General features: G+C 69.9%; 14 protein-coding genes and 3 pseudogenes. 14 read left to right on the top strand and 3 right to left on the bottom strand.

Going from position 1 to position 14,491, the window contains the following annotated elements:
• Positions 1-178: 178 nt before the first annotated feature.
• The 5 genes and pseudogenes from MCHLDSM_RS40365 to serB form a co-directional block, all read left to right on the top strand.
• Positions 179-317: pseudogene (locus MCHLDSM_RS40365) on the top strand (cbb3-type cytochrome c oxidase subunit I); the annotation flags it as partial.
• A gap of 1 nt (position 318) precedes the next feature.
• A pseudogene (locus MCHLDSM_RS35340) lies at positions 319-1,243 on the top strand (cbb3-type cytochrome c oxidase subunit I); the annotation flags it as partial.
• Position 1,244: 1 nt separating this feature from the next.
• Positions 1,245-1,520: pseudogene (locus tag MCHLDSM_RS40685) on the top strand (cbb3-type cytochrome c oxidase subunit I); the annotation flags it as partial.
• Position 1,521: 1 nt separating this feature from the next.
• The coding region (locus MCHLDSM_RS35335) for a cytochrome c oxidase subunit I (protein WP_234713950.1) at positions 1,522-2,212 on the top strand (691 nt) is incomplete at its 5' end.
• A gap of 35 nt (positions 2,213-2,247) precedes the next feature.
• The gene (gene serB / locus MCHLDSM_RS11495) at positions 2,248-3,498 is read left to right on the top strand and encodes a phosphoserine phosphatase SerB (protein WP_048470147.1); all 1,251 of its coding nucleotides are present in this window, start codon (positions 2,248-2,250) and stop codon (positions 3,496-3,498) included.
• A 1-nt stretch (position 3,499) separates the two neighbouring features.
• Here serB and yczR read toward each other — a convergent pair whose 3' ends face one another.
• A complete protein-coding gene (gene yczR / locus MCHLDSM_RS11490; RefSeq protein WP_048470146.1) occupies positions 3,500-4,942 on the bottom strand; it encodes a MocR-like transcription factor YczR in 1,443 nt (480 codons plus the stop codon).
• Positions 4,943-5,004: 62 nt separating this feature from the next.
• Between yczR and MCHLDSM_RS38105 the strand changes: the two genes are divergently transcribed.
• From MCHLDSM_RS38105 to MCHLDSM_RS11455, 8 genes are all read left to right on the top strand, one after another.
• Complete coding sequence (locus MCHLDSM_RS38105; RefSeq protein WP_156455042.1) at positions 5,005-5,157, top strand: hypothetical protein; 153 nt, start codon at positions 5,005-5,007, stop codon at positions 5,155-5,157.
• A 3-nt stretch (positions 5,158-5,160) separates the two neighbouring features.
• On the top strand, positions 5,161-5,889 hold the full coding sequence (gene yczE / locus MCHLDSM_RS11485; protein ID WP_174545890.1) for a membrane protein YczE: 729 nt from the start codon (positions 5,161-5,163) through the stop codon (positions 5,887-5,889).
• The gene (locus tag MCHLDSM_RS11480) at positions 5,838-6,689 is read left to right on the top strand and encodes an ABC transporter ATP-binding protein (protein ID WP_048418062.1); all 852 of its coding nucleotides are present in this window, start codon (positions 5,838-5,840) and stop codon (positions 6,687-6,689) included. The genes yczE and MCHLDSM_RS11480 overlap by 52 nt, the downstream gene beginning before the upstream one ends.
• 41 nt (positions 6,690-6,730) lie before the next feature.
• Positions 6,731-7,519 (top strand): NUDIX hydrolase, encoded by a 789-nt coding sequence (locus tag MCHLDSM_RS11475; protein ID WP_231508282.1) that lies wholly within the window; start codon positions 6,731-6,733, stop codon positions 7,517-7,519.
• On the top strand, positions 7,516-8,178 hold the full coding sequence (locus MCHLDSM_RS11470; protein ID WP_048470144.1) for an enoyl-CoA hydratase: 663 nt from the start codon (positions 7,516-7,518) through the stop codon (positions 8,176-8,178). The genes MCHLDSM_RS11475 and MCHLDSM_RS11470 overlap by 4 nt, the downstream gene beginning before the upstream one ends.
• Positions 8,179-8,188: 10 nt before the next feature.
• A complete protein-coding gene (locus MCHLDSM_RS11465) occupies positions 8,189-9,226 on the top strand; it encodes a class I SAM-dependent methyltransferase (protein WP_048470143.1) in 1,038 nt (345 codons plus the stop codon).
• A complete protein-coding gene (locus MCHLDSM_RS11460) occupies positions 9,148-10,401 on the top strand; it encodes a THUMP-like domain-containing protein (protein ID WP_158023721.1) in 1,254 nt (417 codons plus the stop codon). Before MCHLDSM_RS11465 ends, MCHLDSM_RS11460 begins: the two co-directional genes overlap by 79 nt.
• Positions 10,402-10,475: 74 nt before the next feature.
• Positions 10,476-11,165: an esterase gene (locus tag MCHLDSM_RS11455; protein ID WP_048470142.1), complete on the top strand. Its 690-nt coding sequence runs from the start codon at positions 10,476-10,478 to the stop codon at positions 11,163-11,165.
• Here the strand turns inward: MCHLDSM_RS11455 and MCHLDSM_RS11450 are convergent.
• Positions 11,162-12,439: a BamB-related PQQ repeat family beta-propellar protein gene (locus tag MCHLDSM_RS11450; protein ID WP_048470141.1), complete on the bottom strand. Its 1,278-nt coding sequence runs from the start codon at positions 12,437-12,439 to the stop codon at positions 11,162-11,164. The two genes, MCHLDSM_RS11455 and MCHLDSM_RS11450, sit on opposite strands and share 4 nt — an antisense overlap.
• 84 nt (positions 12,440-12,523) lie before the next feature.
• Between MCHLDSM_RS11450 and MCHLDSM_RS11445 the strand changes: the two genes are divergently transcribed.
• Positions 12,524-13,261, top strand: coding sequence for an acyltransferase (locus MCHLDSM_RS11445; protein WP_048418068.1), 738 nt, complete (start codon positions 12,524-12,526; stop codon positions 13,259-13,261).
• 3 nt (positions 13,262-13,264) lie between these two features.
• Here the strand turns inward: MCHLDSM_RS11445 and MCHLDSM_RS11440 are convergent, their stop codons facing one another.
• A complete protein-coding gene (locus MCHLDSM_RS11440; RefSeq protein WP_048470297.1) occupies positions 13,265-14,491 on the bottom strand; it encodes a glycosyltransferase family 4 protein in 1,227 nt (408 codons plus the stop codon).

Below are 14,491 nucleotides of genomic sequence, written 5' to 3'. Positions count from 1 at the left end.
CTCGGGAAGCCCTCTGTGACGTCCCGGTCCGTAAGGAAGGTTGGAGGACCAGTTGGTAGCCGAAGCGCCCCCAATCGGAGAACTCGAGGCACGGCGTCCGTTCCCGTCGCGGATCGGGCCCAAGGGCAACCTGATCTACAAGCTCATCACGACGACCGATCACAAGCTGATCGGCATCATGTACTGCGTCGCGTGCTTCGCGTTCTTCCTCATCGGCGGTTTGATGGCGCTGTTCATCCGCACCGAGCTCGCGGTGCCGGGTCTGCAGTTCCTGTCCAACGAGCAGTACAACCAGCTGTTCACCATGCACGGCACGGNTCATGTACTGCGTCGCGTGCTTCGCGTTCTTCCTCGTCGGCGGTTTGATGGCGCTGTTCATCCGCACCGAGCTCGCGGTGCCGGGTCTGCAGTTCCTGTCCAACGAGCAGTACAACCAGCTGTTCACCATGCACGGCACGGTGATGCTGTTGTTCTATGCGACCCCGATCGTGTTCGGGTTCGCGAACCTGGTGCTGCCGCTGCAGATCGGTGCGCCCGACGTGGCGTTCCCGCGGCTCAACGCGTTCTCGTTCTGGCTCTTCCTGTTCGGCGCGCTGATCGCCACCGCCGGCTTCATCACCCCCGGCGGTGCCGCGGACTTCGGCTGGACGGCCTACTCGCCGCTGACCGACGCGATCCACTCGCCCGGTGCGGGCGGTGACCTGTGGATCATGGGTCTGGCCGTCGGCGGTCTGGGCACCATCCTGGGCGCGGTCAACATGATCACCACCGTGGTGTGCATGCGGGCCCCGGGCATGACGATGTTCCGGATGCCGATCTTCACCTGGAACATCCTGGTGACCTCGATCTTGGTGCTGCTGGCCTTCCCGCTGCTGACCGCCGCGCTGTTCGGCCTGGCCGCGGACCGGCATCTCGGGGCGCACGTGTACGACCCGGCCAACGGCGGTGTGCTGCTGTGGCAGCACCTGTTCTGGTTCTTCGGGCATCCCGAGGTGTACATCATCGCGCTGCCGTTCTTCGGCATCGTCAGCGAGATCTTCCCGGTGTTCAGCCGCAAGCCGATCTTCGGCTACACGACGCTGATCTACGCGACGCTGGGCATCGCGGCGCTGTCGGTGGCGGTGTGGGCGCACCACATGTACGCCACCGGTGCGGTGCTGCTGCCGTTCTTCTCGTTCATGACGTTCCTGATCGCGGTCCCGACGGGCATCAAGTTCTTCAACTGGATAGGCACGATGTGGAANACGACGCTGATCTACGCGACGCTGGGCATCGCGGCGCTGTCGGTGGCGGTGTGGGCGCACCACATGTACGCCACCGGTGCGGTGCTGCTGCCGTTCTTCTCGTTCATGACGTTCCTGATCGCGGTCCCGACGGGCATCAAGTTCTTCAACTGGATCGGCACGATGTGGAAGGGGCAGTTGACCTTCGAGACCCCGATGCTGTTCTCCGTCGGGTTCATCGTGACGTTCCTGCTCGGCGGCCTGTCGGGCGTGCTGCTGGCCAGCCCGCCGCTGGACNGTTGACCTTCGAGACCCCGATGCTGTTCTCCGTCGGGTTCATCGTGACGTTCCTGCTCGGCGGCCTGTCGGGCGTGCTGCTGGCCAGCCCGCCGCTGGACTTCCACGTCACCGACAGCTACTTCGTCATCGCGCACTTCCACTACGTGCTGTTCGGCACCATCGTGTTCGCCACCTACGCGGGCATCTACTTCTGGTTCCCGAAGATGACGGGCCGGCTGCTCGACGAGCGGTTGGGCAAGGTGCACTTCTGGTTGACATTCATCGGGTTCCACACCACGTTCCTGGTGCAGCACTGGCTCGGTGACGAGGGCATGCCGCGTCGCTACGCCGACTACCTGCCCAGCGACGGGTTCACCACGCTGAACATCATCTCGACCATCGGCGCGTTCATCCTCGGCCTGTCGACGCTGCCCTTCCTGTGGAACATCTTCAAGAGCTGGCGGTACGGCGAGCCGGTGATGGTCGACGATCCGTGGGGTTACGGCAACTCGCTGGAGTGGGCGACGTCGTGCCCGCCGCCGCGGCACAACTTCACCGAGCTGCCCCGGATCCGTTCGGAGCGGCCCGCGTTCGAGCTGCACTACCCCCACATGGTGGAGCGGATGCGGCGTGAAGCGCACGTCGGGCGCGCCCACGGTCCCGAGGACGGCGACGTGACGCGGCTGGACGACGCCGAAGTCCGCACCTGACCGCACGTACGCCAGAGGCACTCGGGGGTGAGCGCATCGGAAGCGTAACGGCCGGTTCGTCGCGTAATCGTTCGTCGCTGCTGATCACGGTGACGGGTCGCGACCAGCCGGGTGTGACGTCGGCGCTGTTCGAGGTGCTGTCCCGGCATCGGGTGGACCTCCTCAACGTCGAACAGGTCGTGATCCGCGGGCGGCTGACGCTCGGAGTGCTCGTCGCCGCCGCCGCCGAGGTGGCCGCCGGACCGGATCTGCGCGACGAGGTCCAGACCGCGATCCACCGGCTCGGTCTCGAGGTGACGATCGAGGGCAGCGACGGATTGCCGGTGCTGCGGGAACCGTCGACACACACCATCGTGGTGCTGGGCCGGCCGATCACCGCGGAGGCGTTCGGCGTGGTGGCGCGCGAGGCGGCCGCTCTGGGCGTCAACATCGACTTCATCCGTGGCGTCTCGGACTATCCGGTCACCGGGCTCGAACTGCGGGTGTCGGTGCCGCCGGGCAGTTACCGCGATCTGCAGGCGACGCTGGCGCGCGTGGCGGTCCAGGAGAGCGTGGACATCGCGGTCGAGGACTACAGCCTGTCCCGGCGTGCCAAGCGGCTCATCGTGTTCGACGTGGACTCCACCCTGATCCAGGGCGAGGTGATCGAGATGCTGGCCGCGCACGCCGGCGCCGAGGCGGCGGTCGCCGAGGTCACCGAGGCGGCGATGCGTGGCGAGCTCGACTTCGCCGAGTCGCTGCACCGGCGGGTCGCGACGTTGGAAGGGTTGCCCGCCGAGGTTCTCGACGAGGTGGCCGAGCAGATCGAACTCACCGCGGGCGCGCGCACCACGCTCCGGACGCTGCGTCGCCTCGGCTACTACTGCGGCATCGTCTCCGGGGGCTTCCGGCAGGTCATCGAGCCGCTGGCGCACGAGCTGATGATGGACTTCGTCGCCGCGAACGAGCTCGAGATAGTCGACGGCAAGCTGACCGGACGGGTGATCGGCGACGTCGTCGACCGGCCCGGAAAAGCCAAGGCGCTGCGCAACTTCGCTCAGCAGGTCGGGGTGCCGATGGAACAGACGGTCGCCGTCGGTGACGGCGCGAACGACATCGACATGCTCACCGCCGCGGGACTCGGCGTGGCCTTCAACGCCAAACCCGCGCTGCGCGAAGTCGCGGACGCGTCGCTGAGCCACCCGTATCTGGACACAGTGCTGTTCATCCTCGGCATCACCCGCGGGGAGATCGAGGCGGCCGACGCGCTCGACGGCGTGGTCCGCCGCGTCGAGATCCCGGACTGACTCAGACCACGATCGCGGTCGGCTCCACCGACGTCGATCCGGTGACGGCGCGCCACGCGCGGGCCAGCAGCTCGATCGAGGTGACGAGCTGGTCGTCGGGCAGCGTGTAGGGCACCCGGATGAACCGCTCCAGCGTGCCGTCCACGCCGAAACGCGGACCCGGCGGGATCTCCAGACCCATCCGCGACGCGGCCGCCGACAGCGCCGAGCTCATCGGCGCGGGCAGCCGCACCCACAGTGACATCCCGCCCTTGCCGGGCGAGGGCCGCCAGTCGGGCAGGTGCTCGGCGAGCAGGTCGAGCAGCAGCGCGCGTCGGGCACGCAGGATCTCCCGACGCTCGGGGAGCACATCGGCCTCGGCCGCCAAAAGCCGTGCGGCGGCCAGCTGTTCGAAGACGGGTGTTCCCATGTCGATCGCGGGCCGCAGCGCGGCGACCGTGGCGAGGGTGTTTCGCTCGGCGCGGATCCAGCCGATGCGCAGTCCGCCCCAGAACGACTTCGACATCGACCCGACGGTCAGCACCAGATCCCGGCGCGCGGTCATCGACGCGGCGAACGGGGCCGGCACCTCCTCGTCGAGCCACATATCGGTGATCGTCTCGTCGATGATGGTTCGGGTGCGGGTCTCGCCGATGATGTGGGCCAGCCGGCGCCGCCCCGGGGGCGGCAGCGTCATCCCGGTCGGATTGTGGTTGTCGGGGATCAGATACGCCAGGCTCGGCGCCAGCTGACGGATCGCGGCGTCGATGGCGTCGAGTTCCCAGCCGTCGGGGGTCATCGCGACCGGAACCGGCCGCAGACCGCGGACCGCCATCGCGGCCAGGCCGCCGTGGTACGTGGGCTGCTCGACGAGTACCCGGTCGTCGGGTTGGGTGTAGGTGGCCAGGATCAGCCCGATCGCGTGCAACGCCCCGGTGGTCACCAGGATCTCGTCGGGTTCGGTGGGAAGGCCTCGGGCGCAATACCTTTCGGCGATGGCTTCACGAAGCGGCGGAACGCCGCGCAACTCGATGCCGATGTCGCGCAGGTACGGCGTGACCTGTTCGGCCGCTTCGGCGAACGCCTGCGACACCACGGCCGCGGGCGCGGCGAGCGTGGCTGCGGCCAGATTGGCCGTCGGGATGGCCGGCGCGACGGAAGCCGGCGAGGACAGGGGGAGAGCGGTCGTACTGCGGGCGCCCTGTCGGGCGTGCAGGTATCCGTCCTCGCGCAACTGGGCGTAGGCCGCGGTGACAGTGGTGCGGGAGACGCGCAGCGCCTCGGCCAGCGCGCGCTCACTGGGCAGCCGCGCGCCCACCGGCACCCGGCCGTCCACGATGAGCAGGCGGATCGCGTCGGCCAGGCCGTGGTAGGCGGGTCCGCTGCGACTGGACGTGCGCCAGTTGCCCAATTCGCGGGCCAAGAGGTCCACATCGAGCGATCTGGCCGTCAGCACGGTAGTCATTGAGGCCAGTATCCACCAACTGGCTATTGATGGGCAATCCAGTCACGCAAGATCATGGCGATATGAACCACTGGATATCTCGACTGGCTCACCGGCTGGCCGATCTGTACTACTCGCCCTCGATCGGAAGCGCGATCGACGAACGCGACGCCGATGCCCGCCGCATGCGCAGCGACCTGGACGCCATCCGCATGCACTTCCCCGATCACGCCTGACGGATGGCCCGGGTGAGCACTGCCGCCGCGCGCGGCGCCGCGCTGCTGGCCGGCCTCGTCGGCTATGGCACGTCCATGGCGATGATGGTTCGCGCCGGCCTGGGACTGGACCCCTGGGACGTCTTCCATCAGGGACTGGCGCTGCGCACTCCGCTCAGCATCGGCGCCGCGTCGGCGGTGGTCGGCGTCGCGGTACTACTGGCGTGGATCCCGCTGCGCAACCGGCCGGGCATCGGCACCGTCGCCAACGTCGTCGTCATCGCCGTGACCGTCGACGTCGCCCTGTGGCTCATCCCCGCACCGGAGTCCCTCCCGGTCCGCGCGGCACTGATGGCGGCCGCGGTGGTCTCCAACGCCGTCAGCACGGTTCTCTACATCGGCGCGGGCCTCGGCCCGGGTCCGCGTGACGGGCTGATGACCGGACTCGTGATGCGCACCGGGCGCTCGGTTCGCCTGGTGCGCACCACGATCGAGGTCACGGTGCTCACCGTGGGCTGGGTGCTCGGCGGCACCGTCGGCATCGGCACGGTCGTCTACGCGCTCGGCATCGGGCCGCTGGTCCAGCTGTTCGTACGCCTCACCCCGCGGCGCATCCTCGCCGTCAGCGGCTGGGCCCGGGTCCGTCCCGAGGTGCCGGACGCCATCCGGCCGGACGATTCCGGGCTGACTACGATAAGCGGGTGCCAGCCGACCCCGACGATGACGTCCACGAAGCCGACGAAGACCTGCTGATCGACTTCGCGAAGGTCACGTTGCGCCGCAACGGCCGGCTGCTCGTCGGCCCGGTGACCTGGTCGGTGGAGCTCGACGAGCGGTGGGTCGTCGTCGGCCCCAACGGCGCGGGCAAGACCTCCCTGCTCCGGATCGCCGCGGCGATGGAGCATCCGTCGTCGGGCACCGCCTACGTTCTCGGGGAGCGCCTCGGCCGGGTCGACATGTCCGAACTGCGTGCGCGCATCGGGCTGAGCAGCGCGGCGCTGGCCCAACGCGTGCCCGACGACGAGATCGTGCGGGACCTGGTGGTGTCGGCCGGCTACTCGGTGTTGGGCCGCTGGCGCGAGAAGTACGACGACGTGGACTACGAACGCGCGCTCGACATGCTGGAGAGCGTCGGCGGCGAGCATCTGGCCGACCGCACCTACGGCACGCTGTCGGAGGGGGAGCGCAAGCGGGTGCTGATCGCGCGGTCGCTGATGACCGACCCCGAACTGCTGCTGCTCGACGAACCCGCCGCCGGACTCGACCTCGGCGGACGCGAGGAACTGGTGGCCCGGCTCAGCGATCTGGCGCTGGACCCCGACGCGCCGGCGATGGTGCTGGTGACCCACCACGTCGAGGAGATCCCGCCCGGCTTCTCGCACTGCCTGATCCTCTCCGAGGGCGCGGTGGTTGACGCCGGTCTGCTCACCGATGTGCTGACCGCGGAGAACCTGTCGACGGCGTTCGGACAGTCCATCGCCCTGGACATCATCGACGGCCGCTACTTCGCGCGCCGCACGCGCACCCGCGCGGCACACAGGAGGCGTTTGTGACGGCCACCGATCCGCTGGTCCCGCGACCGGCCGCCACCGTGATGCTGGTGCGCGACACCGACGAGGGCATCAAGATCTTCCTGATGCGCAGGCATTCGGCGATGGACTTCGTCGCCGGGGTCATGGTGTTTCCCGGCGGCGGGGTCGACGACCGTGACCGCAACGCCGACATCGCCTGGCACGGGCCCGACCGCAGCTGGTGGGCCGGCCGGTTCGGCACCGACGAGGAGCTCGCCGAGGCGCTGGTGTGCGCCGCGGCGCGGGAGACGTTCGAGGAGTCCGGCGTGTTGTTCGCCGGCGCTGCCGACGACCCGGACCTGCTGGTCGACGACGCGTCGGTGTACCGGGAGCAGCGGGCCGCGCTGGAGAACAAGTCGCTGTCGTTCGGCGAGTTCCTGCGGGCGGAGAAGCTGGTCCTGCGCGCGGACCTGCTGCGGCCGTGGGCGAACTGGGTGACCCCGAAGGAGGAGCGCACCCGTCGCTACGACACGTACTTCTTCGTCGCGGCGCTGCCGCAGGGTCAGCGCGCCGACGGCGACAACACCGAGACCGACAAGGCCGGCTGGGTCACGCCGCAGGCCGCCCTGGACGACTTCGCCGAGGGGCGCAGCTTCCTGCTGCCGCCCACGTGGACCCAGCTCGACGCACTCAACGGGCGCACCGTCGCCGAGGTGCTGGCCGTCGAACGCCGCATCGTCGCGATCGAGCCGTCGCTGGCCGCCGAGACCGGCGGCAACTGGGAGATCGAGTTCTTCAACAGCGAGCGCTACAACGCGGCCCGCAATCGAAGGGCGCCGCAGGGCTACACCGACGGGGCGCCGCTGTCGTGACGGAATTCGTCAGCGTCCACCTCGCCGCAGGCGAGGACGACGCGCGGATCGCGACGCTGCTCCTGTCGCGGCCACCCACCAACGCGTTGACCCGCCAGGTGTGTCGCGAGATCACCGAGGCGGCGGCCGAGCTGGCGCGCCGGGACGACCTGACCGCGGTCATCCTGTTCGGCGGTCACGAGATCTTCTCCGCCGGCGAGGACATGCCCGAGCTCGAGACGCTGAACGCCGACGAGGCCGAGGCGGCCGCCCAGGTGTACCGGGAGGCCGTCGACGCGCTCGCGGCGGTGCCGAGGCCCATGGTGGCCGCGATCACCGGGTATGCGCTGGGCGCGGGCATGACGCTGGCGCTGGCCGCCGACTGGCGTATCAGCGGCGACAACGCGAAGTTCGGCGCGACGCAGATCCTGGCCGGTCGCGCGCCCGCAGGGGAGGCGGCGACGCGCCTTTCTGCGGCGATCGGCGTGAGCAAGGCCAAGGACCTGGTGTTCAGCGGCCGTTTCGTCGACGCCCGGGAGGCTCAGCAGCTCGGCCTCGTCGACGAGCTCGTCGCGCCCGACGCCGTCTACGACGCCGCGCTGGCCTGGACACGTCGGTTCGTGGACTACCCGCCGGAGGTCCTGGCGGCCGCAAAAGCCGCGTTCGATCACAGACGTTAGGCTGCCCTGCATGACGGAAACGAAGGAATCCGGCGCCCACCCCGACGTCGCCGATCCGGCGCCCACGCCACAGGTCGCCGATCCGGCTCCGCAGCCGCGCGCGACCAAGGAGCAGGTCGAAGCCGCGATGCACGACTCCAAGCTCGCCCAGGTGCTCTACCACGACTGGGAGGCCGAGACCTACGACGAGAAGTGGTCGATCTCCTACGACCAGCGGTGCGTCGACTACGCCCGCGGCCGCTTCGACGCCGCGGTGCCCGACGAGGTCCAGCGCGAACTGCCCTACGACCGCGCGCTGGAACTGGGCTGCGGAACCGGCTTCTTCCTGCTCAACCTGATCCAGGCGGGGGTGGCGCGCCGCGGGTCGGTGACGGACCTTTCGCCGGGCATGGTGAAGGTGGCCACCCGCAATGGGCAGGGTCTCGGCCTGGACGTCGACGGCCGGGTCGCCGATGCCGAGGGCATCCCGTACGACGACAACACCTTCGATCTGGTGGTCGGCCACGCGGTGCTGCACCACATCCCCGATGTGGAACTGTCGCTGCGCGAGGTCGTGCGGGTCCTCAAGCCGGGCGGCAGGTTCGTCTTCGCCGGCGAGCCGACCACGGTCGGCAACCGCTACGCCCGCGAGCTCTCGACGCTGACCTGGCGGGTCGCGACCAACGTGACCAAGCTGCCGATGCTCTCGCAGTGGCGCCGCCCGCAGGCCGAACTCGACGAATCCTCGCGCGCGGCAGCGCTGGAGGCCGTCGTCGACCTGCACACCTTCGATCCCGCCGATCTCGAGCGGATGGCCGCAAACGCCGGAGCGGTCGAGATCCGCACGGCCAGTGAGGAATTCACTGCCGCGATGCTGGGCTGGCCGATCCGGACGTTCGAGGCCGCGGTGCCGCCGGGCCGGCTCGGTTGGGGCTGGGCCAAATTCGCGTTCAACAGCTGGACCACGCTGTCGTGGGTGGACGCCACCGTATGGCGGCGCGTGGTGCCGAAGGGCTGGTTCTACAACGTCATGGTGACCGGGGTCAAGCCGGGCGGTACGCCGTCGTAGCCTTCGGCCTCGACGATGTGAGCTTTCTGGGCAGCGACGCCGGGCGGCTCGCCCTGGCCGAGGTCGGCCGGCTCGACCTCGGCACCACCACCCTGGTCAACGACATCGGTTCAGTACGAACGCGATTCGGTGACCGCGCCGCGGTCCTGGTGGAGACCGTGCAGCTGCGGCGGCGGGCGGCGGCGAAGTTCGCCGACGCGTCGGAGTGGTTGTTCACCGACGAGGCGCTGCAGCAGGCCACCGCGGGGCCGGTGGCCGCGCACCGCGCGCGACGGCTGGCCGGGGCGACGGTGCACGACGCCACCTGCTCGATCGGTTCTGAGCTTGCGGCCCTGCGGGATACGGCCTCCCACGTGGTGGGCAGCGACGTCGATCCGGTACGGCTGGCGATGGCGCGGCACAACCTGGGTTCGGGTCCGGGCGCCGAGGTGGCGCTCTGCCGGGCCGATGCGCTGCGCCCTGTCACCCGAGACGCCGTGGTGGTGGTGGACCCGGCGCGGCGCAGCGGGGCCAGGCGCCGGTTCGACCCACGGGCCTACCAGCCCCCGCTCGACGAGCTGCTGGCCGTGCTGGCCGACCGCGATCACGTCGTGAAGTGCGCTCCCGGAATCGATTTCGCGATGATGACCGAGATGGGTTTCGACGGGGAGATCGAGGTCACCTCTCTGGCGGGCGGCGTGCGCGAAGCCTGCCTGTGGTCGGCCGGACTGACCGCGGCCGGAGTTCGCCGGCGCGCGACGGTGCTCGACACCGGCGAGCAGCTCACCGACACCGAGCCCGACGACTGCGGGGTGGCGCCGGCCGGGCGCTGGCTGGTCGACCCGGACGGCGCCGTGGTCCGTGCCGGCCTGGTGCGTCACTACGCGGCACGCCACGGTCTGTGGCAGATCGACCCCGACATCGCCTACCTGTCCGGCGACCGACTGCCCGACGGGGTGCGCGGATTCGAAGTGCTCGAGCAGCTGCCCTACAGCGAACGTCACCTGCGGCAGGCGCTTTCGGCGCGGGCGGTGGGGGCCGTCGAGATCCTGGTCCGCGGCGTCGACGTCGACCCCGACGCGTTGCGCTCCCGGATGCGGCTGCGCGGCGACGACCGCGCCTCGGTCGTCATCACCCGCCTCGGTTCCGGGGCGGCAAGCCGGGCAACGGCATTCATATGTCGTCCGTCACGGTGATCGCTCACGTACCCTGGCGGACATCCGACCATGCGCCGTCGCACCCGTGGCGCCGAATCCTGAGGACTCCGACGATGCGCAAACTCGCCGCTGCTTTCCTGGCTGCCGGTGTGCTGGCCGGCTGGGGAGCCACGCCTGCCGCCGCCGCTCAGCCGGCGTGCGCCGACCTCGGCGGCACGGTGGACGCCGAGCAGGTCTGTCACGTCCACGTCGAGAACCCGACCTACACCCTCGACTACACCTTCCCGGCCGACTACCCCGACCAGCAGGCGCTGATCGCGTATCTGACCCAGACCCGCGACGGCTTCGTCAACGTGGCGGAGATGCCGGGTTCGTGGAATCTGCCCTACGTGCTCGACGGCAAGGGGACCGGCTACCGAACCGGGCCCGATGACGGCGGCACCCGCAGTGTGGTGTTCGAGGTGTACGAGAACGTCGGCGGCGCGCACCCCCAGACCTGGTACAAGGCATTCAACTGGGATGTCGTCAAGAAAGCGCCGATCACCTTCGACTCGCTGTTCAAGCCCGGCACCCGGCCGCTGGACGTGATCTTCCCGATCGTCCAGTCCGAGGTGTCGCGCCAGCTCGGCGTCGACGCCCCGATCGCCGCGGCCGACGGGCTCGACCCGTCGAAGTACCAGGAGTTCGCCCTGACCGACGACTCGATCATCTTCTTCTTCGGCCAGGGCGAGGTCATGGGCGGCGCCGGGGGCGCGCTGCAGGCGACCGTGCCGCGCTCGGCCGTCGCGTCGATGCTCGCCTAGGCAGGCGCGAAGCCGTAGACCCGGCCGTCGCTGGTCGCGGTGACGACTCTGCGGTCATGGCCGACCGACACCCCGACCGGCCATCCGGTGGCGCCCGGCAGTCGGTAGGTGTTCACGGTGTGGCCGTCACCGAGGGCGAACACCGTCAGCGCCATCCCGTCGCCGTCGGCGGCCACGGTGTAGCCGACGCCGGCCAGGCTCGCCGTGGACAGCGGCGCCACATCGTCGCGGCTCCACACTTTCTCGGGTCCGTCGCCGGTGTCGCGGATCGCGGTCAGCCGGGCACCCGGACCGCCGCCGGCCACGATCAGTCCGTCGGGGGTCACCGACGGCGGCGTCTGGGCCAGATAGTCCAGCGGCATCGACCACTTCGCGGAGCCGTCGTCGGTGTTGATCGCCCAGAGCCGCTCGTCGCGGCCGTTGACGTACGCCGTGGCGCCGTCCGCGGAGAGCACGGGGCTGGCCAGCGGGCCGCGCCCCACGGCGTCGCTGGTCCATTCGCGGGTGATCAGCGGCGTCTGACCGGGCCGGTAGCGCAGGCCGACCAACTCGGGCGCCTCGGCGCCGGGTTCCCACAGCGTCAGCACGATGACCTTCGACGCGTCGGAGTACGCCGGTGCGGCGGCGACGGGGCACCCCGGCCCGCCCAGCCGGCAGTCCTGCAGGCCGCGTTCGGAATCCCGCGGATTCACGCCGGCCACCAGATCCATCGCGCTGCCGGCCACGGTGCCGCGGTGCGCGTCGAACACCAGCACCTGGCCCAGGTGCGTGACGACCAGCAGCATGCCCGGATCCAGGAACCGCATCGTCATCGGCATGCCGATCACGGGTTGCCGCCACCGGATCCACTGGGTCACCGGGTAGGACATCACCGCGCCCGGCTGACCGATGTACAGATTGTCGAACCCATCGAACAGCGGACTTGCGAGCCCGCCTCCCGGGTAGAGCCGCGTGCACCAGCGTTGCCGCGCGCGATTATTGGTCTCCCACACCATCAGCGAACATCCGCCGGCGGTCTGCCCGTTGACTGCGAGGTAGTTGCCCGAACCGAGCGCGGCCTGCGCGGCGAGGTCGCCCTTGACCGACCGCACCCAGTCCAGGCGCAGCGTGTCGGCGCCCGAGACAGGGGAGGAACTGCTGTTGGCGGCATCGGCGTACTGGGCGGCCCACCCCGACGCGGCGCGGGACTGCACCCAGGAGTCGGTGCTCCCGCAGCCGGCCAGTGCGCCCGCGATCAGCACGGTGGTGGCCAGCACGATGATTCGCCGGAGCACGGGGTCCCTTCTGGTCGCGGTGTACGTCGAGCCCACGTGAGGGTAACCGCTCCGCACCCCTGCGCTCGCGTAGGCTTTCCGGCCATGACGACGATGTGGGGCGCGCCGCTGCACAAGCGCTGGCGCGGGTCGCGCCTGCGTGATCCGCGGCAGGCGAACTTCCTCACGCTGGCATCGCTGCGATGGGTGCTGGCCAACCGGGCGTACACCCCGTGGTACCTGGTGCGCTACTGGCGGCTGCTGAAGTTCAAGCTCGCCAATCCGCACATCATCACCCGCGGCATGGTGTTCCTGGGCAAGGGCGTCGAGATCCAGGCCACCCCGGAGCTGAGCCAGATGGAGATCGGCCGCTGGGTGCACATCGGCGACAAGAACACCATTCGCTGTCACGAGGGCTCGCTGCGGATCGGCGACAAGGTGGTCCTCGGCCGCGACAACGTCATCAACACCTATCTCGACATCGAGCTGGGCGATTCGGTGCTGATGGCCGACTGGTGCTACATCTGCGATTTCGACCACCGGATGGACAACATCGAGCTGCCGATCAAGGACCAGGGCATCATCAAGGGCCCCGTGCGGATCGGTCCCGACACGTGGGTGGGGGTGAAGGTCAGCGTGCTGCGCAACACCACGATCGGGCGCGGCTGTGTGCTCGGTTCGCACGCGGTGGTGCGCGGGGACATCCCGGACTTCTCGATCGCGGTCGGCGCCCCGGCCAAGGTGGTCAAGAACCGCAAGGTGTCCTGGGAGACCTCGGCGGCCAAGCGCGCGGAACTGGCCGCCGCGCTGGCCGACATCGAACGCAAGAAGGCATCCCGCTAGAGGTCAGACGTCGGGCAGCGCCCGCTCCGCGATCGGCCTGCGGGGCTGCGGTCTGCGCTCGGCCCGTTTCGCGCCGAGGTATACCTGCGCGGTCTCGCCGGCGACGGTGTGCCAGGCGAAGTCGGAGGTGAGCCGCTCACGCGCGGCGGTCGCGGCACGCTGTGCGGCTGCGGGCGCGTCGAGCACGGCGCGCACCGCGGCCGCCAGGGCGGCCACATCGCCGGGCGGGAACGACCGGCCGGTCGCCCCGTCTATCACGGCTTCGCCGAGACCTCCCGCGGTGGACGCGACCAGCGGCGCACCGGCGGCAGCGGCCTCGAGCGCGACGATGCCGAACGGCTCGTAGCGCGACGGCAGCACGGCGACGTCGGCCCGGTGCAGCAGCGCCAGCAGCTGCGCGTGATCGACGAGGCCGACGAAGTTCGTCGCCTTGAGCACCTTGTGCTTGCGGGCCTGCGCGGTGAGGAACGCCAGTTGCGTGCCGTCGCCGGCGATGGTCAGCGTCGTTCCCGGGTGGGTGCGCCGGATGCGCGGCAGCGCCGCGATGGCGTCGTGCACGCCTTTCTCGTATTCGAGGCGGCCGAAGTACAGCAGCTCGGCGGGACCGGGATGTTCCCGGCGGGGCGCGAACGGCCAACCGGCGAGATCGATTCCGTTGCGGATCACGCAGATCTCGGAAAGCCCCGGGCCGAACAGCGCGGTGATCTCGTCGCGCATCGACGCCGAACAGGTGATCAGCGAATCGGATTCGTGCACCAGCCAGGACTCCAGCGCGTGCACCTGGCGGCTGACCGTGCCCGACACCCATCCCGAGTGCCGGCCCGCTTCGGTCGCATGGATGGTGGAAACCAGTGGCACGTCGAAGAACTGGGCCAGCGCCACGGCGGGGTGGGCGACCAGCCAGTCGTGCGCGTGCACCACGTCGGGCCGCCAGTCGCCGAGCATCAGGCCGGCCCGGACCATCGCGTGTCCCATGGCCAGCGTCCACGCCATCATGTCGGTGCCGAAGGCGAATTCGTGCGGATCCTCGGCGGCCGCGATCACCCGCACCCCGTCGCTGACCTCGTCGGTGGTGGGGTGCGTCGCCGGGTCGGTTCCGGTGGGCCTGCGGCTGAGCACCACGACGTCGTGGCCCGCCGCGGCAAGTTCGGTCGCCAGGTGGTGCACGTGGCGGCCCAGCCCACCGATGACCACCGGCGGGTATTCCCAGGACACCAGAAGGACTTTCAT

Source organism: Mycolicibacterium chlorophenolicum (assembly GCF_001044235.1).
GTDB lineage: Bacteria > Actinomycetota > Actinomycetes > Mycobacteriales > Mycobacteriaceae > Mycobacterium > Mycobacterium chlorophenolicum.
Note: the sequence above shows the minus strand (reverse complement) of the source record. Positions and strands in the feature narration are given on the sequence as shown.